The sequence below is a fragment of the Aeromonas sp. 75A genome (genome assembly GCF_051919425.1).
Classification (GTDB): domain Bacteria; phylum Pseudomonadota; class Gammaproteobacteria; order Enterobacterales; family Aeromonadaceae; genus Aeromonas; species Aeromonas veronii.
In genome coordinates this window covers 1,973,463-1,990,930 of sequence record NZ_JBQBES010000002.1, presented here as the reverse complement: position 1 = coordinate 1,990,930, position 17,468 = coordinate 1,973,463, and the positions used below count along the sequence as shown (strand labels likewise).

Below are 17,468 nucleotides of genomic sequence, written 5' to 3'. Positions count from 1 at the left end.
ATCTTGCTGATTGCATATTTGCACTGCTCACGGCTCTTCAGTAGAGTCGTGTTCTAACCTTCAAGGAGAGAAAGCCACTTGCCATGAGGCGAGCACTCGATTCCGTCTATCAAATCATCTCAAGTCTGGCTCATTCGAGCGGCCAGGGATATTTCGATACCTTTGTGAGTGAAATCGCCGCTGCTGTGATGGCTGATGTCGTCCTGATCGCCAGCAGGGAATCAAATGCTACCCACCTGACGGTTCAGGCTGCCCATCCCCCCTCTCTTGACCCCGATACCCTGACGCTGCCAATCACTGATTCTCCCGATGCCATTACCTGGCAGGAGGGGGAAGCCTGGTTCAGCGATCGTCTGTTGCAGCTGTTCCCCGCGATGCCGCTTGCCGATGCGTGGCAAGCCCAGGCCTACGCCGGGATCGCCCTCAAGGATGCGGATGGCGAGACCATAGGTATCTGCTGCCTGCTCTATCGTCAGCCGCAGGCCAATATGACCAAGGTGATGGGGCTGCTCCGGTTGCTGGGGCCGCTGGCCGGTCGCGAACTGGCGCTGATGCTGCAACGCCAGCTGCCGCAACTCTTGCCTGATACCCCCCATGTGCTGCAGAGCATGCTGTTTCAGGCCCCGGTGGGGATCGGCAAGCTCGATCTCACCGGCCGCATTCTCTGGGCCAATCCGGCTATCGAGAAGATGCTGGGATATCCCCTCGACGAGCTGCTTCATCGCTCCATCTCCGACATCAATCACCCGGAGGATTGGCAGCGCAGCCTTGAGTGCTACGAAGAGATCCGGCGCGGCGAGCGCAGCAGTTTCACCCAGGAGAAGCGCTACTTCTGCAAGGGGGGCGAGATCCTGTGGGGGCGGGTAACTGTCACCCTGATCCGCGACGAGCAGCAGCAGCCGGACTACCTGATGGTGCTGCTGGAGAATATTGATCCCCTCAAGCGCCATGCGGAGCAGCTCAAGCTCTCTCACCGGGTCTACGACAACCTCTCCGAAGCGATTCTGGTGTGCGATGCCGACAGCCGCATCATCTCGGTCAACCCGGCCTTCGAGCAGATCACCGGCTACAGCAGCGACGAGGTGCGGGGCCAGCGTCCCAGCATGCTCAAGTCCGGGCTGCACGATCAGACCTTCTATGCCGACATGTACCATGCGCTGGAGCGGGTGGGGGTGTGGCGTGGCGAGGTGTGGAACAAGCGCAAGAACGGCAAGCTCTATCCGCAGCAGCTGATGATCAGCACCCTGCGCGAAGCCGGCAAAATCCAGCAATATATCGCCATTTTCAGCGATCTTTCCCAGACCAAGGTGGCCGAGCAGAAGATCGCTACCCAGGCCAACTACGACAACCTCACCAGCCTGCCCAACCGCTGGCTGTTTGGCCGCTGCCTCACCCGCTTCTGCGAGCGGGGCGAGCGCTTCGCGCTTATGGTGCTCGACCTCAACAACTTCAAGGCGGTCAATAACAGCATGGATCACCATGCTGGCGATGCCCTGTTGCGGGAGGTGTCGGATCGACTGGTGAGCCGGGTGCGCACCGAAGATTTGGTGGCCCGTATCGGTGGCGATGAGTTCGCGTTCCTGGTGCCCGGCATCGTCACCCGCCGTCAGGCCGAGGTGTTTGCCAAGCAGGTGATCGGCAGCTTTGCCCGTCCCTTTATGCTGGCCAACCAGCATCTCTATGTGACCGCGACCATCGGCATGACCCTCTGCCCGGTCGATGGCAGCGAGAGCGACGAGCTGCTGCGCAACGCCGAACAGGCGCTGTTTGCGGCCAAGCGGCAGGGAAGGTTGCTCGGTGCCTACTGCTCATCCATGCGGGAAGAGGTGCGCCAGCGCCACCAGATGCAGCAGGATTTGGCCGAAGCGATCAAGCTGGAGCAGCTGACCATGGCCTACCAGCCCATCTGGGACAACCGCAGCGGACGGGTCGCCAAGCTGGAGGCGCTGGTGCGCTGGTATCACCCCCACTGGGGGCAGGTATCCCCTGCCGAGTTTATTCCGCTGGCGGAAGAGGCAGGTCTGATTCAGGGGCTGGGGACGCTGGTATTGTGGCAGTCGTGCCGGGATCTGGCGCGGTTGCAGCAGTCCGGTTTTCCGGATCTGCAGATGTCGATCAACCGCTCCACCATGGAGTTCCAGACCATTGACCCCGAGGCGAGCGAGTGGCTCAAGGTGATCCAGCACTTCGGGCTCGATCCTGCCGACATCGTCATCGAAATCACCGAATCTCTGCTGATGGAGAGCAGCGATCAGCACAGGGTGCGGATCGATGCCCTGCGCGAGGCGGGCTGCAAGCTGGCCATCGACGATTTTGGTACCGGCTACTCGGCCCTCAACTATCTGCGCACCTTCCCGGTAGATCTGGTCAAGATCGACCGCTCCTTCGTGCGCCATATCCCCTTCAACGAGCAGGATAGGATGCTGCTCGACGGCATCATCAACATAGTGCACAACCTCGGCATGCAGGTGGTGATCGAGGGGGTAGAGACCCGCGAGCAGCTCAACTTCCTCTGCCAGAAGGGGTGTGCCTTCACCCAGGGTTATCTGCTCAGCCGCCCGCTGGCCTATGACGATCTCATTGATTACCTCGCTCTCAACCGTCAAGGGATGAACCTCACTGTCGTGAGCTGATCCACCGCTTCTGTTATCATGGCCGCTTCTGTACGTGCCATGAGTCTGTCTCCTATGCCCCATATTCAGGTTTTCAGTGAAGTCCCCGCCCGTGATGGCGAGCTCGACGCCCTGCGTTTACGCCTTGCCGACGTGGAGTTTCCGGCTCCGTTTGCGCTGGTACTGACTGAAGAGAGACTGGAACTGCGCAAGCTGGATGAGCCCAAGCTGGGTGCCGTCTATGTGGACTTCGTGGAAGGGGCGGTGGCACATCGTCGCAAGTTTGGTGGTGGTCGCGGCCAGTCCATCGCCAAGGCAGTGGGGCTCAAGGCCGGCGCCACACCCACCGTGGTGGATGCCACTGCCGGTCTGGGGCGCGATGCCTTCGTGCTCGCTTCCCTCGGTTGCAAGGTGACCCTGATCGAACGCAGCCCTGTGGTGGCCGCTCTGTTGCAGGATGGGCTGGCACGGGCGGCACAGGATCCCGAGATTGGCCCCTGGGTCAGTGAGCGGATGCACCTGCTGCAAGGCCCGGCGGTGGACAATCTGCTGGCGCTGCCGGAGCGGCCCGAGGTGATCTACCTCGACCCCATGTTCCCTCACAAGCAGAAGTCGGCGCTGGTGAAAAAAGAGATGCGGGTGTTCCAGTCGCTGGTGGGGCCGGATCTCGATGCGGATGCCTTGTTGCCTGCCGCGCTCAAGATGGCTGATAAGCGCGTGGTGGTGAAGCGGCCGGATTACGCCGGCTGGCTCAACGAACAGAAGCCCAGCATGGCCATTGAGACCAAGAGCAACCGCTTCGATGTCTACGTGATGGCGGCGCTGGCGGCGGGTTAACGGCCGGTGTGAGCCGCAGATGCAAAAAGGAGGGCCAACGTCATGTTGGCCCTCCTTTTTCGTATTGGATTCAGTTGGTTGGTGCGAAGCGGATCAGCTTTTCTTCCCCTTGCCAGTTCAGGCGCAGGGTCGCCAGTTCTGCCAGACTGAGCCGCTCGCCACTGTGCAGCAGCAGATACTCGACCCCTTCGCTGGCTTCGATAGTGCGGATCTTGTCATCCCATTGGCGATCATCGCGGCTGGTGAGGGTCACCGGCAGTTGCCAGCTGGCAGCAATTTCGAGCCAGTCGTAGAGATCGCAGCTGATGGGTTGATAATCCGGCATGATCGGCTCCAAAACAGGCAGGTTGCTGAGTCAGGCTTCCTGTACGCGGGTAGCCCAGCCCATTTTTTGCTGGCGTTCCACTTCAAAGCGCAGCTCGCTGGCGCGCAGGTAGTGTTCATCCATCCAGCCCTTGGGCAGGGTCAGGGTCAGTGACTCCTCTTCTGCCTGCAGGGTGAAGCTGGGCACTGTGCCCTGGGTGCGGCGCATGCAGAGGATCAGCGCGATGCGCAGGATACGGGCCAGCCGGATCGCCTGACGACCGGTGACTGCACCCTGCTTTTCCAGCGGTTCCAGCTTGAATTCGTCCCGCTGGTTGAACAGCAGGGCCGACAACAGCTTCTTTTGCGCGGGAGTAAAGCCCGGCATGTCGATGTTGTCGATGATGTAGGCGGCGTGTTGCGGCGCCTTCTTGTACTCGATACAGAGGCCGATCTCGTGCAGCAGGGCGGCATAACGCAAGATCGGACGACCGTAGCGTTTGGAGAGTCGCCAGGCCGGTTGCAGCTGGTTGAACGCCTCGACGGCGGTATCGCGCACCCGTTCGGCGTGCTCTTTATCCAGCTGATAGCGGCTGATCAGGCTGTCGGCGGTGCGATCCCGGGCATCACAGTCGTGATTGTTGCCCAGCAGACCGTAGATCAGTCCTTCACGCAGGGCGCCCCCCGCGAGGGTCATGCTCTCGATATCGAGGGTTTCGAAGATGGCGATCAGGATGGCGAGGCCGGAGGGGAACACGGTCAGCCGTTCGGCCGCCAGCCCTTCCAGCTGCAACCGGTCGAGCTTGCCGCAGGCGATGGCCTGACCCATCAGTTCCTGCAGTTTCGGCAGGGTGACCCGTTCGCTCTTCCCTTGCGCCAGCATGATCTCTTGCAGCGCCTGTACCGTGCCGGAGGCGCCGACACAGGTACGCCAGCCGAGGATGCGGTAATCTTCCGCCACCTTCTCCAGCACCGCCTTGGCGGCAGCAATCGCCTGCTCGAAACGGGCTTCAGAGAGCTCGCCATCACCAAAGTGATTGTTGAGCCAAGTGACGCAGCCCATGTGCAGGCTGTTGAGCAGTTTTGCTTCGCTATGTTCGCCAATCACCAGTTCGGTACTGGCACCGCCGATGTCGATCACCAGCCGGTTGCCTTCCCCGGCAGAGGTCCAGGAGACCCCTTCATAGATGGTCTTGGCCTCTTCCTCGCCCGAGATGATCTCGATGCTGTGGTTGAGTACCCGTTCCGCTTCGCTGAGGAACTCGTCGACGTTGGTGGCAAGGCGCAGTGTGGCCGTGCCCACCACTCGTATATTGTCGGCCGGGATGTCCTGCAACTGTTCGGAGAAGAGACGCAAACAGTCCCAGCCCCGCTCCATGGCGGCACGGCTGAGACGAAATTCCGGATCGAGCCCGGCGGCAAGGCGAACCTTGCGCTTTACCTTGGCGACGGTGCGCAGGGCACCGGCGACCTCGCGCACCACCAGCATATGAAAGCTGTTGGAGCCGAGGTCGATGGCGGCATAGAGAGGCGAGTTGTGCAACGGGCCTGTCCTTAGCTCTTGCGCGGCGGACGACGACGGTTGTTGCTGTTGCCACCGCCCTGACGATCCCGCATGTTGCGGTTCACCGGCTGACGGTTGCGGAACACCCGTTTCGGCGGGGTCACGTCATCCAGCAGCGCTTCGCGATCATATTTGCTGACCGGAATGGCGTGGTGGATGTACTCCTCGATGGCCGGCAGGTTGAAGGCATAGTCTTCACAGGCCAGGCTGATGGAGTGACCGCTCTTGCCGGCTCGGCCGGTACGACCGATACGGTGAACATAGTCCTCGGCGTCGTCGGGCAAGTCATAGTTGAATACGTGGGTCACGTCGGGGATGTGCAGACCACGGGCGGCCACGTCGGTGGCGACCAGAATATCGAGCGCACCCTTGGTGAAATCCTCGAGGATCTTCATCCGCTTCTTCTGTGGCACATCGCCAGTCAGCAGACCAACGCGGTGGCCGTCGTTCTCCAGCCAGGCATGAACGTCTTCACAGACATGCTTGGTGTTGGCGAAGACGATAGCTTTTTCCGGCCACTCCTCTTCCATCAGGGAGAGCAGCAGCAACATCTTGTCTTCGTTGGAGGGGTAGAACAGCTCCTCCTTGATCCGCACGCCGGTCATCTGCTCCGGCTCTACCTGCACATGTTCCGGGTGGTTCATGTGTTCGTAGGCCAGCTCCTGCACGCGCAGGGAGAGGGTGGCGGAGAACAGCATGCTCAGACGCTCGGTCGCGGGCGGCATGCGGCGGAACAGGAAGCGGATGTCCTTGATGAAGCCCAGATCGAACATGCGATCCGCTTCGTCCAGTACCACGACCTGAATGTTGCTCAGATCGATCACCTTTGACTTGAAGTAGTCGATGATGCGGCCGGTGGTGCCGATCAGGATGTCGACGCCCTGCTCCAGCACGGCCAGCTGCTTGTCGTAACCTTCGCCACCGTAGGCGAGGCCGAGTTTCAGGCCGGTAGAGGCGGCGATGCTGTCGGCATCGTTATAGATCTGTACTGCCAGTTCCCGGGTGGGCGCCATGATGATGGCTCTGGGTTGGTTAACCAGACGGGGCTTGGTCAGCGGGTGAGTCAGCAAATAGTTGAATGTCGCGGCCAGGAAGGCAATGGTCTTGCCGGTTCCTGTCTGGGCCTGACCGGCGAGGTCATGACCTTCTACCAGCAGTGGCAGAGACAGTGCCTGGATGGGCGTGCAATAGTGAAATCCCTTTGATTCCAGACCAGCCAGAACTTCGGGTTCGAGGCCCATTTGGGCGAATTTGTCGGTCGTTAAGTGTGTTTTGCTCATGGCGGTAGGTTATCAGGTTAGGCTTGCAATAATAAACAGGATCATTTCAAATAGGGCAACTATTGCCTTTGTTGATATGTCAATAAAGCCTTAATTACTGACTGGAGTTGGAGATGAGTGACAAGATTGTTCAGCTGAGCGATGCCAGCTTCGAGGCAGATGTAATCAAAGCCGATGGCGCCGTTCTGGTCGACTTCTGGGCCGAGTGGTGTGGTCCGTGCAAGATGATTGCCCCGATCCTGGAAGAAGTTGCCCAAGAGTACGAAGGTCGCGTGACCGTAGCCAAACTGAACATCGACCATAACTCTGATACTCCGCCCAAGTACGGCATTCGTGGTATCCCGACCCTCTTGCTGTTCAAGAATGGCGAAGTGGCAGCGACCAAGGTCGGTGCACTGTCCAAGACTCAGCTGAAAGAGTTCCTGGACGGCAACCTGTAATAATTAAAGAGGAGCGCATTGCAATAATGCGCTCCTTGTGTTTTATCACCTAGACGCTCATCCCGATTGGTGCTAGTTTATCGCTCGTTTGCTAACCTTTTTGCCTGACTCTTTGCTAACCACAGCCTGGCAATCAAATCCGATCAGCATCAATCCAGCAGACTGTCTCCTCATTTCAATCCTTGCTTACAGACTTTCACCACTATGAATCTGACTGAATTAAAGAACACTCCTGTGTCCGAGCTGGTCAAGCTTGGCGAATCCATGGGGTTGGAAAATCTGGCTCGGGCGCACAAGAAAGATATTATTTTTGCAATCCTCAAGGCGCACGCCAAGGGTGGTGAAGATATCTTTGGCGACGGTGTGCTGGAAATCCTGACCGATGGTTTCGGCTTCCTGCGTAGTGCAGACGGCTCCTATCTGGCAGGCCCTGACGATATCTACGTCTCCCCGAGCCAGATCCGCCGCTTCAACCTGCGTACCGGTGATACCATCTCCGGCAAGATCCGGCCACCGAAAGAGGGCGAACGCTACTTCGCACTGCTCAAGGTCAATGAGGTCAACTACGACCGCCCGGAAAACTCCCGCAACAAGATCCTGTTTGAAAACCTTACCCCCCTGCATGCCAACGAACGTCTGCGTATGGAACGGGGTAACGGCTCTACTGAAGATATCACCGCCCGTGTACTGGACCTGGCATCCCCCATCGGTAAAGGCCAGCGCGGCCTGATCGTGGCGCCGCCCAAGGCCGGTAAGACCATGCTGCTGCAGAACATCGCCCAGAGCATCGCCTACAACCACCCGGATTGTGAACTGATCGTTCTGCTGATCGACGAGCGTCCGGAAGAGGTGACCGAGATGCAGCGGATGGTGAAAGGTGAAGTGATCGCTTCCACCTTTGACGAACCTGCTTCCCGTCACGTTCAGGTTGCCGAAATGGTGATCGAGAAGGCCAAGCGTCTGGTCGAGCACAAGAAAGATGTGGTGATCCTGCTGGACTCCATCACCCGTCTGGCCCGTGCCTACAACACCGTTATCCCGTCATCCGGCAAGGTACTGACCGGTGGTGTGGATGCCAACGCCCTGCACCGTCCCAAGCGCTTCTTCGGCGCCGCGCGTAATGTTGAAGAGGGCGGTAGCCTGACCATCATCGCCACCGCACTGATCGATACCGGTTCCAAGATGGACGAGGTTATCTATGAAGAGTTCAAGGGTACCGGCAACATGGAACTGCACCTCTCGCGCAAGATTGCCGAGAAGCGCGTCTACCCGGCCATCGACATCACCCGCTCAGGTACTCGTAAAGAAGAGCTGCTCACCTCAGGTGACGAGCTGCAGAAGATGTGGATCCTGCGCAAGATTGTCCACCCGATGGGCGAGATCGACGGTATCGAATTCCTCATCGACAAGCTGGCGATGACCAAGACCAATGACGAGTTCTTCGACGCCATGCGGCGCCAGCAGAAGTAAGTCCGGTCAGAAAATGACGAAACCGCGGCCCTGGTCGCGGTTTTTGTTTATCTGTTTTCCGGTCGCCCTAGTAGTATGAGATCCCGATGTCACATGGATGGAGACGTCATGAAGCCTGTTTTCTGGTTATTGCTGGGGTTGCTGAGCGCAATGCCAGCCTGCGCGCAGAGTGCGCCGATCGCGGTGACAGCCGAGACGTTGCAGACTCACCAGCGCTATCTGGCGGGCCGTCTGCAGGAGGGGCAATTTGCAGCCATCGACTCTCTGCTGGCGACCCTGAGTCGCGAGCGGCGGGAGTTCCTGCTGTTGCAGCTGCTGCGGGATATTCCCGCTACCACCCCTGCATCCCCTGCGTTGCAACAGTGGGTCGAGGCTCAGGCCGACAAGGCCCCCGAGTGGCTCATGGAGCAGCAGGTCGACGGTTTTCTGGTGCAGCAACCTGTCTATGATTTTGCCGCGCAGGCCCGTCAGCTGCTGGGGGCGTGGCAGCTGCAATCACTGATGCAGCGCTATCGGCAGCAGCTTGCCCAGGGCAGCTTCCAGCTAAAGTCCATCTACTACAGCAGTAACCCCGATCTCGCCATGCAGCAGCAAGCCCTGTTGCTGGCCCTCGACACCTTGCCGCAGCCGATCTGGATGCGGGAGGCGCAAGCGCTGGCCAGCCAGAATATCTATCTGCCCGACAATCACCTGTTGTTCCATCTGTTGCAGCGCACCGGGGAACCGGCGCTCTATGGCATGCTGTGGCGGCGGCCGGCAGATCAGGATGCGCTGCGTGCACTCTCTACCATCAACCGCTTCCATCACGGCAGTGCTGCCAGCGATTTGCTGATTGCCGCCAGTGGCAACGAAGGGTTGAAGGGAGCCGCCCTGCGCCAACTGAGCGCACTCTCCCCCTTGCCGCCGCAAGCCCAGAAATACCTGCTGGCGGAACTCTCCAACCGTCAATACGGGGCGCTGGTGGCCGGTCTGTTGATGGAGGTGGACGAGCCCCAACTGCTCTCTGCGCTGGCCAGACGCCTCGGTCAGCGTGACATGCCACCCATTGCACCGAGTCTGCTGCCCGATTCGGGTACACCCGATGGGCAGCCAGGGTTATAATGCGTGACCTCCTGAACCCGGTTGGGAACTTGCATGAAATACAAGGATTTGCGTGATTTCATCGCGCAGCTGGAACAAAACGGACAACTCAAGCGGATCACCCGCGAGATAGATCCCTATCTGGAGATGACCGAGATAAGCGATCGCACCCTGCGTGCGGGTGGCCCGGCTCTGCTGTTCGAAAATCCCAAAGGCTACACCATGCCGGTGCTGACCAACCTGTTCGGTACCCCGGATCGGGTTGCCATGGGCATGGGCCAGCCCGATGTGGGCGCCCTGCGTCAGGTCGGGGTCTGGCTCTCCTATCTCAAGGAGCCCGAGCCGCCCAAGGGATTCAAGGAGCTGATGGAGAAGCTGCCGATCTTCAAGCAGGTGCTCAACATGCCGACCAAGCGACTCTCTTCCGCCCCCTGCCAGCAGGTGGTGCAGGAGGGAGATGCGGTCGATCTCGACCAGATCCCGATCCAGCACTGCTGGCCCGGCGATGTGGCACCGCTGGTCACCTGGGGCCTCACCATCACCCGTGGCCCCTACAAGAAGCGCCAGAACCTCGGCATCTATCGCCAGCAGAAGATCGCCAAAAACAAGCTGATCATGCGCTGGCTGGATCATCGTGGCGGTGCCATCGATTTTCGCGAGTGGCAGGAGGCCCATCCCGGTGAGCGATTCCCGGTGGTGGTGGCGCTCGGTGCCGATCCGGCGACCATTCTCGGCGCGGTGACGCCAGTGCCGGATACTCTCTCCGAATATGCCTTTGCCGGTCTGCTGCGCGGCAGCCGTACCGAAGTGATCAAGGCCATCAGCTGCGATTTGGAGGTGCCCGCCAGCGCCGAGATTGTGCTGGAAGGCTATCTTGAGCCGGGCGAGATGGCGCCAGAAGGCCCTTATGGCGACCACACCGGTTACTACAACGAAGTGGACGAGTTCCCGGTCTTCACCATCACCCACATCACCAAGCGGCGCGATGCCATCTATCACAGCACCTACACCGGCCGTCCGCCCGATGAACCGGCGGTGCTGGGTCTGGCGCTGAACGAGGTGTTCGTGCCGCTGCTGCAGAAGCAGTTCCCCGAGATTGTGGACTTCTATCTGCCGCCGGAGGGGTGCTCCTACCGGATGGCTGTGGTGACCATCAAGAAGCGTTACCCGGGCCATGCCAAGCGGGTGATGCTGGGGGTCTGGTCCTTCCTGCGCCAGTTCATGTACACCAAGTTCGTGGTGGTGTGTGACGATGACGTCAACGCTCGCGACTGGAAGGATGTGATCTGGGCCATCACCACCCGGATGGACCCGGCACGGGACACCACCTTGATCGAGCACACCCCGATCGACTATCTGGACTTCGCCTCGCCGGTCTCCGGCCTCGGCTCCAAAATGGGGCTGGATGCCACCAACAAGTGGCCGGGCGAGACCAATCGGGAGTGGGGTCAGCCCATAGTTCAGGATGAGGCGGTGAAGCAGAAGGTTGATGCCATCTGGGATGAGCTCAATATCCTCGGATGAGGCAAACATGACAGCTTTGCTGCAAAAAGTGATGCGATCCGCACTGATTTGAGTATTCTCGACTGACGGGGCCAGGGCTGCTGGTCGTCACTCCATAGTGAAACAATGAGCGAAGCGGGCCGAGCGAGCCCGCCACAAGGACAAGAATGCAACGTATCAAATGCCGCGTAGAGGAACTGCGCGAATATGTCGACACCATCTGGCATGTGGCCCTGACGCCGCAGCAAGCGATCAGCTTCAAGCCGGGCCAGTATCTGCTGGTGGTGATGAGCGATTCGGACAAGCGCCCCTTCTCCATCGCCAACTCGCCGACCCGCCCGGGCGTGCTGGAGCTGCAAATCGGTGCTACTCCCGAGAACGCCTACGCCGGTCAGGTGCTGGCCCGCATGCGCGAGCAGGGGGAGATCGAGGTCGAATTGCCGGCTGGCAAGGCGTTCCTGCGCGATGAATCCCCCCGTCCGCTGATCCTGATGGCGGGCGGCACCGGTTTCTCTTACGCCCGCTCCATTCTGGAGTACCTGATCGACACGGGCAGCAAGCGTCCGGTGTTCTTCTACTGGGGTGTGCGTCAGGCTCACTGGCTCTATGAGCTGGAGCAGATGCAGCAGTGGGAGCGTGACTATGCGCCGCTCACCTTTATTCCGGTGGTGCAGGAGCCGGAGGCTGACTGGACCGGCAAGAGCGGGCTGGTGCACAAGGCGATCATGGATGACTTCGTCAGTCTCCACGACTACGACATCTATGTCGCCGGCCGTTTCGAGATGGCGGGGGCCGCGCGGGAGGAGTTCAAGATCCTCGGCGCCGAGCCTGAGCGCATCTTCGGTGACGCCTACGAATTTATCTGACGGGATCCCCGTCTGGATGACGCAGCCCCCGGTTTTGCCGGGGGCTTTTGTTTTTAGGGCTGCCGCAGTACCGGATCATCCCGAATGAGCGGATTATCGCGGCGTTATCCCATTATTTTTCAATATTTTGGCTATGAGTGGCTACTAATCGAGCCTAGCTGATGGCATCTTTGTGGGGGATTGACAAGAGCATCCATAGAGCAAGCACAAGGAGGCGCCGTGTTGAGTGAAGAGGGCAGGGCATCTGCGGAGGATGACAGGGGAGAGACCGGCTCTGTCGAGCGGGTCGCAACGCTGAGCCCGTCCCCTCATGGCGGTGAAATGGCCCGTTTGCAGGCAGAGATCGCCGCTTTGAAGCATGAAAATGGCCTGTTGCAGGAGAAGCTCAATGCCGCCCTCGATGGCACCGGCATCTGTCTCTGGCAGGGCACTATTCCCACCGGCGAGCTGCGGGTCTTCAATCTGCAGAACTTTCAGGCCGGTGACATGGCCCCTCATTTCGATCAGTGGAGCGCCAAGCTCCATCCCGACGATCGCGCCCATGCCATGGGCAGCTACTTTGCCCACCTTGAGGGGAAAACTCCCTTCTACGAAGCCGAATACCGCACCATCAGCCCGACCGGGGAGATCACCTGGCTGTGGGATCGGGGCCGGGTCGTCGATCGGGATGGCGATGGCAAGCCGCTGCGGATCATGGGCTCCCATATCGATATCACCCAGCGCAAGGCTTATGAGCAGCGACTGGCGGAGCGTGCCAACAGCGATGCGCTGACCGGCTTGCTCAACCGGCAGGGGTTTGGCAAGGCGTTTGCCCAGCTGCAGCCGCAAGGAGCGGGGGCGCTGCTCTTTATCGATCTGGATGATTTCAAGGGGATCAACGACCAGCTTGGGCACGCCTGCGGCGATCTGGTATTGCAGCAGATGGCGGACTGGTTGCGCCTTATCATGCCGGGCTCGGCGCTATGCGGCCGTTACGGTGGCGACGAGTTTGTGGTGCATTTGCACCGGGATGTGTCGAGCCATGGCCTGGCACAGCTGGCTGACGCCCTGATCAGCCGGATGCACGGCTATGTGCCCAAACCCGGTTGCCCGCAACGGGTGGGGCTGAGTATCGGCATCGCCCTGTGGGAGGAGGAGCCATTGAGCTTCCGGCAGGCATTGGAGGTGGCCGACCGTGCCATGTATGAGGCCAAGGCACGCGGCAAGCGGGCCTGGTATCTGCTTCAGGTGTGATGTTTTTTACAGGTTCAATACAAAGCAAAAACCCCAGCCGAGCTGGGGTTTTCGTTATTCGCCTTTGGCGCCGAGCTGCTGCTCGAGCTGAGCCAGCTTGCTTTCGAGGGCGGCCAGTTTTTCACGGGTACGCAGCAGCACCTTGGTCTGCACGTCGAACTCTTCGCGGCTGACCAGATCCAGCTTGCCCAGCTGGGCTTGCAGTACCTGACGCATCTTCTTCTCGGCCTCTTCACCCATGCTGCGAATGCCGGGCGGCAGGGAGTTATGCACCTGCTTGGCGATCTCTTCCAGTTTCTTCGGGTCGATCATGATGTCCTCCTTAAGCGTTGGCGGACATTCTACCGACAATTCCCTCACTTTGCCGAGATCGCGGCGGCTTTTTAGTCGTGATGGTGCCCGCTGGCTGGTCGGGTCTGGTGATGGGGCCACAACTGCTACCCTTGCGCCCCTTTGTTAACCTGAAACCATGACATGCACCACAAAGCTGAGCCAGAACTGTCCAGCATGAGTCTTATTTGGTGTTGGTTTTATGTTAACGTTTTGCAGTCGAGGTCGTGATGACCCCGTTGGCTTGTGATGGATAACAACCTTATAAAAAGAGAATAAAAAATGAAGAAGAAGAAGCTAATTTATGCAGCTGTTGTCAGCGCCCTGCTGGCCGGATGTGGTGGAGATGACAACAAGGGAGACACCACCAGCTCCCTCGACTACGTCCTGAGTGGCGCCAACGGGGTGCGCCCGAGCGTGCTGGCCCCCCGTGCCAGCGACGGTACCCTGAAGTTTTCGACAGAAACTGCTGATCTGTCGAACCCGGTATCTGCCCTATCCACCCTTGATGGCTGGTCAACCACCCAACCTGTCCAGCTGGTACCGGCGACCGTGACCGGTGTCTCTGTGCCGGCACCGGCGGCCAGCGAGTATGCTTCTGCCGTTGCGCCCCTCTATCTGCTCGAGCTCACGCTGGATCCGGTCACTCTGCAACCCAACGGAGTCAAGGGCGGCAAGCCACTGGTTTATGGGACCGACTTTGTGGTCACCGGCGGGGACGGCAAGCTCAATCTGGTTCCGCTCAAGCCGCTCAATCCCTCTTCTTACTACATGATCGTGGCGACCGATGCCCTCAAGGACAGTCGCGGCACACCGCTCAAGGCGGGAGGCGATTACAGCAGCTTCAAATCGACAGCTGGCGCAACTACTCAGGAGCAGACCATCAACGGCCTGATCTCGCTGCAGGAAGGTCTGTTCAAAGCGGCCACCGGGATCACCAGCGATCGGGTGATCTTCTCCGACTGGTTTGCCACCCAATCTGGTGCCGATGTGCTGCTGGCAGTGAAAAGTGCCGCCGCTTCGGTGCTGAAGAGCCCGAGCCTGGACGCCGCGGCTCTGTGGAAACAGGATGCCAGAGGCAACACCAGCCTGCCGGCAACCTATACCATCAATGGTCTTAATGGCGGGGTGGATTTTCTGACCCAGCTGGCGAATGAGCCATTCTTGCCGCAGGATCAGAAAGATACACTGACAGCCGCCTTTGGTGTTGGTATGCCGCTTAACGGGGTTGCCCAGCTAACCAAGGTGTATACCGGTACCGTCAAACTCCCTTACTTCCTCTCAACCCCGGCGATAGCCGGCTCCTGGGACAAGGCCAAGACCCAATCCTGGCACGGCGCCATTCCCAGCCTCTATGCCATCGCCAACGCGCTGAAAGCGGGCGATACCGAGGTGATCGGTGGACTGGTCGGGGCGGGCGTGGACCCGGCATTGCTGGGTGAGCTGATCACCGACCCGAGCCGTCAGAGTGAACTGCTGACCGAGGCGAGCAAGCTGATCGGGGTGACCCTCACCTCCGGTGGCAAGCCGCTGGATGCCGAGCGCAATATCGGCCGTTTCAACCCGTTGCCTACCCTGAGCGAAGTACAATCGGTACCGCTGCGGATCTTCGCCGCTGCACCGCTCAATACCATTACCGATGTGATCATCTATCAACACGGGGTTACCTCCATCAAGGAGAACGCCTATGCGCTGGCGCTGGGCCAGATTGGTGCTGGTCTGCAAGTCACACCAACAGCCAAAAATGTCGCTGTGGTAGTGATCGATCATCCGCTGCACGGCGAACGTGGCTACGCCTTGAGCGGCAGCATGGATACCGTCACCACCTCCGAGAACCCGACTCCTTATCTGAATCTGGGTTATCTGACGGTGGCGCGGGACAACCTGAAACAGAGCGTGGCGGATCTGCTGGGGCTGCGACTGGCTGTCGGCCTGGCCAATGCCAAGGGATTGGGTGGCCAATTGGGTGGTGCCGGTCTGAAAGTTCACTTCCTCGGTCACTCACTCGGTGCCATTACCGGGGCCAATCTGCTGGCTGTCGCCAACCAGACCACCGGCAGTACTCAGGCTGATGCCCTGTTCAAGTTCGATACCGGTGGTCTGGCGATGCCGGGTGGCGGCATCGCGCCGTTGTTGCTCAACTCGCCGAGCTTCGGGCCGACCATCAAGATGAGCGTGCTCACCTCGGGCAGTCCGGCGCTGAAAGCGGGCTTTACTGCCTATGCACCGAATTGCAAAACGGCTGCCGCCACTTGCTTCGTCAACGAGTTCCTGCCCAGTCTGGATGCCGCCACGCAGGCGGGTGCGGCGAGCACCTTGCAGAGCTATACCTTTGCCGCCCAGTCAGTGCTGGACTCTGCGGACCCGATCAATCTGGGCAGTGGCATCGCCAAGAGCTTCCCGCTGTTCGCGACCGAAATTGTTGGCGATGGCGCCCTCAATCTGCCGGATCAAGTGATCCCCAACAGCATCGCCTCTGCGCCGCTGGGTGGCACCGAGCCGCTGTTCCGGGTGCTGGGTTTGCAAGAGCTGAAGGGTTCCGGCGTGCTCCCGGCGGGTCACCATGCTGCGCGCTTCCTGAAAGGGGGCCATAGCTCGCTGCTGGCTCCTGACGAGAACTTCGATCAGGCTGGCGCGGTCACCACCGAGATCCAGACCCAGTTCGCCAGCTTCTTTATGAGTGGCGGTGCGGCGGTCAAGGTAACCGATGACACCCTGATCAAGCAGTAACTGCCTATCGCGTAAAAAAACGCCGCCCTTCGGGGCGGCGTTCTCGTTTCTGCAACTGCTGAAAAATCAGGTCGGCTGGTGGTTGCGATCCAGCCAGCCTTGCAGCAGGCCGACCAGCAGACCGGTCAGGTGGGCGATATTGGCGGTGCTGGTGCCGAGCATGTCGAAGAAGCCGAGCACCATCCAGAACAGCATAAAGCCCATCAGCGCCGGTGGCAGAGTCAGGCCGCAGGCCGGTTGCAGCTTGCTGCGCAGCCAGCAGTAGCCGAGCAGGGCATAGACCACGCCGGAGAGGCCGCCAAACAGCGGGCCGCTGGCAAAGAACTCGGCGATATTGGGCAGGGCGGCGCCTACCAGCAGCAGGATCAGCAACTTGCCGCTGCCGAGGCGCTGCTCGATCTGGCCGCCGAGATACCACCACCACAGCAAGTTGAACACCAGATGGAGCACCGAGAAGTGGATCAGGGCGGGGGTGAAATAACGCCATGCCTGCCAGTCGGTGAACTGGGCCAGTGTCGGGTGGAATGCCAGTTCGTCGTAGATGGGCAGGCCGATGGCCTCGATCCCGTAGATGGCGAGACAGGCGATGATCACTACCAGCGTCAGCGGCCCCGCCTGATGGAGGAAGTCGGTGATGGGGTCCGTCATCCCCTTGCTGTAGTCGATGCGGGCATCGGCGCGGCCGGATTGCCAGGATGCCTCCATGTAGCGCGGGTGGCCCGGCTCGGCCAGAAAGCGCTTCACCTCCAACTGGGCCTGAGCGAGGCGTTGCTCGTCCGCCAGCCAGATGGTGACCCCCAGCTCGGACTGGGTCAGCTCGCAGGAGATGCCCAGGGTCGCCAGATAGTCCACCAGCGCCTGCGCCATGCGGGCGTTGTCGAGCACCAGCAGCTGGATCATGCCTCGCCTGCCTCGATGGGAAACTCCCGCCGCCACGCTTCGAAGCCGCCATCCAGACTGTAGACCTCGTCATAACCCTGTTGCAGCAGGTATTGGGCCGCCCCCTGACTGCTGTTGCCGTGATAGCACATCACGATGACCGGGGTATCGAAATCCACTTCGTTCATAAAGCGCACCAGGGTGCCGTTGGTGAGGTGGAAGGCACCAACCGCGTGGGCCGCTTCAAAGGATTGCGGGTCGCGAATATCCACCAGACGGGCTTCACCCGCGCTCAGTTTCTGGTGGGCATCATGGGCATTGATATGGGCAAACTGGTCCAT

General features: G+C 60.0%; 15 protein-coding genes. 9 read left to right on the top strand and 6 right to left on the bottom strand.

The genetic code is table 11. The annotated features are described in order from the left end of the window. The first annotated feature begins 83 nt into the window (after positions 1-83). Positions 84-2,633: a putative bifunctional diguanylate cyclase/phosphodiesterase gene (locus ACTG2T_RS09150; protein WP_330125643.1), complete on the top strand. Its 2,550-nt coding sequence runs from the start codon at positions 84-86 to the stop codon at positions 2,631-2,633. A 54-nt stretch (positions 2,634-2,687) separates the two neighbouring features. Further along, a complete protein-coding gene (locus ACTG2T_RS09145; protein ID WP_280639533.1) occupies positions 2,688-3,449 on the top strand; it encodes a class I SAM-dependent methyltransferase in 762 nt (253 codons plus the stop codon). A 70-nt stretch (positions 3,450-3,519) separates the two neighbouring features. On the opposite strand, the gene ACTG2T_RS09140 is transcribed toward ACTG2T_RS09145, so the two are convergent. The 3 genes from ACTG2T_RS09140 to rhlB are packed head-to-tail and all read right to left on the bottom strand — an operon-like array spanning position 3,520 to position 6,596. Further along, entirely contained in the window at positions 3,520-3,774 is a 255-nt protein-coding gene (locus tag ACTG2T_RS09140; protein WP_042054704.1) for a Rho-binding antiterminator, read from the bottom strand. A 30-nt stretch (positions 3,775-3,804) separates the two neighbouring features. Then, a complete protein-coding gene (gene gppA, locus ACTG2T_RS09135) occupies positions 3,805-5,295 on the bottom strand; it encodes a guanosine-5'-triphosphate,3'-diphosphate diphosphatase (RefSeq protein ID WP_330125642.1) in 1,491 nt (496 codons plus the stop codon). A gap of 11 nt (positions 5,296-5,306) precedes the next feature. After that, a complete protein-coding gene (gene rhlB / locus ACTG2T_RS09130) occupies positions 5,307-6,596 on the bottom strand; it encodes an ATP-dependent RNA helicase RhlB (RefSeq protein ID WP_005339414.1) in 1,290 nt (429 codons plus the stop codon). A gap of 113 nt (positions 6,597-6,709) precedes the next feature. On the opposite strand from rhlB, the gene trxA reads away from it, so the two are divergent. From trxA to ACTG2T_RS09100, 6 genes are all read left to right on the top strand, one after another. Next, positions 6,710-7,036: a thioredoxin TrxA gene (gene trxA, locus ACTG2T_RS09125; RefSeq protein ID WP_005339416.1), complete on the top strand. Its 327-nt coding sequence runs from the start codon at positions 6,710-6,712 to the stop codon at positions 7,034-7,036. 204 nt (positions 7,037-7,240) lie between these two features. Further along, complete coding sequence (gene rho, locus ACTG2T_RS09120; RefSeq protein ID WP_005339417.1) at positions 7,241-8,506, top strand: transcription termination factor Rho; 1,266 nt, start codon at positions 7,241-7,243, stop codon at positions 8,504-8,506. A 108-nt stretch (positions 8,507-8,614) separates the two neighbouring features. Next, positions 8,615-9,607 (top strand): hypothetical protein, encoded by a 993-nt coding sequence (locus tag ACTG2T_RS09115; RefSeq protein WP_330125641.1) that lies wholly within the window; start codon positions 8,615-8,617, stop codon positions 9,605-9,607. A gap of 33 nt (positions 9,608-9,640) precedes the next feature. Continuing rightward, positions 9,641-11,110, top strand: coding sequence for a 4-hydroxy-3-polyprenylbenzoate decarboxylase (gene ubiD, locus ACTG2T_RS09110; RefSeq protein ID WP_005339421.1), 1,470 nt, complete (start codon positions 9,641-9,643; stop codon positions 11,108-11,110). A gap of 146 nt (positions 11,111-11,256) precedes the next feature. Further along, positions 11,257-11,955: an NAD(P)H-flavin reductase gene (gene fre / locus ACTG2T_RS09105; RefSeq protein ID WP_005339423.1), complete on the top strand. Its 699-nt coding sequence runs from the start codon at positions 11,257-11,259 to the stop codon at positions 11,953-11,955. Between the two features lie 219 nt (positions 11,956-12,174). Continuing rightward, positions 12,175-13,188, top strand: coding sequence for a GGDEF domain-containing protein (locus ACTG2T_RS09100; RefSeq protein WP_330125640.1), 1,014 nt, complete (start codon positions 12,175-12,177; stop codon positions 13,186-13,188). 54 nt (positions 13,189-13,242) lie between these two features. Here the strand turns inward: ACTG2T_RS09100 and ubiK are convergent, their stop codons facing one another. Continuing rightward, on the bottom strand, positions 13,243-13,500 hold the full coding sequence (gene ubiK / locus ACTG2T_RS09095) for a ubiquinone biosynthesis accessory factor UbiK (protein ID WP_005339429.1): 258 nt from the start codon (positions 13,498-13,500) through the stop codon (positions 13,243-13,245). Positions 13,501-13,800: 300 nt separating this feature from the next. On the opposite strand from ubiK, the gene ACTG2T_RS09090 reads away from it, so the two are divergent. Then, entirely contained in the window at positions 13,801-16,248 is a 2,448-nt protein-coding gene (locus tag ACTG2T_RS09090) for a VolA/Pla-1 family phospholipase (protein ID WP_330125639.1), read from the top strand. A 66-nt stretch (positions 16,249-16,314) separates the two neighbouring features. On the opposite strand, the gene glpG is transcribed toward ACTG2T_RS09090, so the two are convergent. Continuing rightward, positions 16,315-17,148 (bottom strand): rhomboid family intramembrane serine protease GlpG, encoded by an 834-nt coding sequence (glpG, locus tag ACTG2T_RS09085; protein WP_005339431.1) that lies wholly within the window; start codon positions 17,146-17,148, stop codon positions 16,315-16,317. Continuing rightward, positions 17,145-17,468: a thiosulfate sulfurtransferase GlpE gene (gene glpE / locus ACTG2T_RS09080; RefSeq protein ID WP_005355913.1), complete on the bottom strand. Its 324-nt coding sequence runs from the start codon at positions 17,466-17,468 to the stop codon at positions 17,145-17,147. Before glpE ends, glpG begins: the two co-directional genes overlap by 4 nt.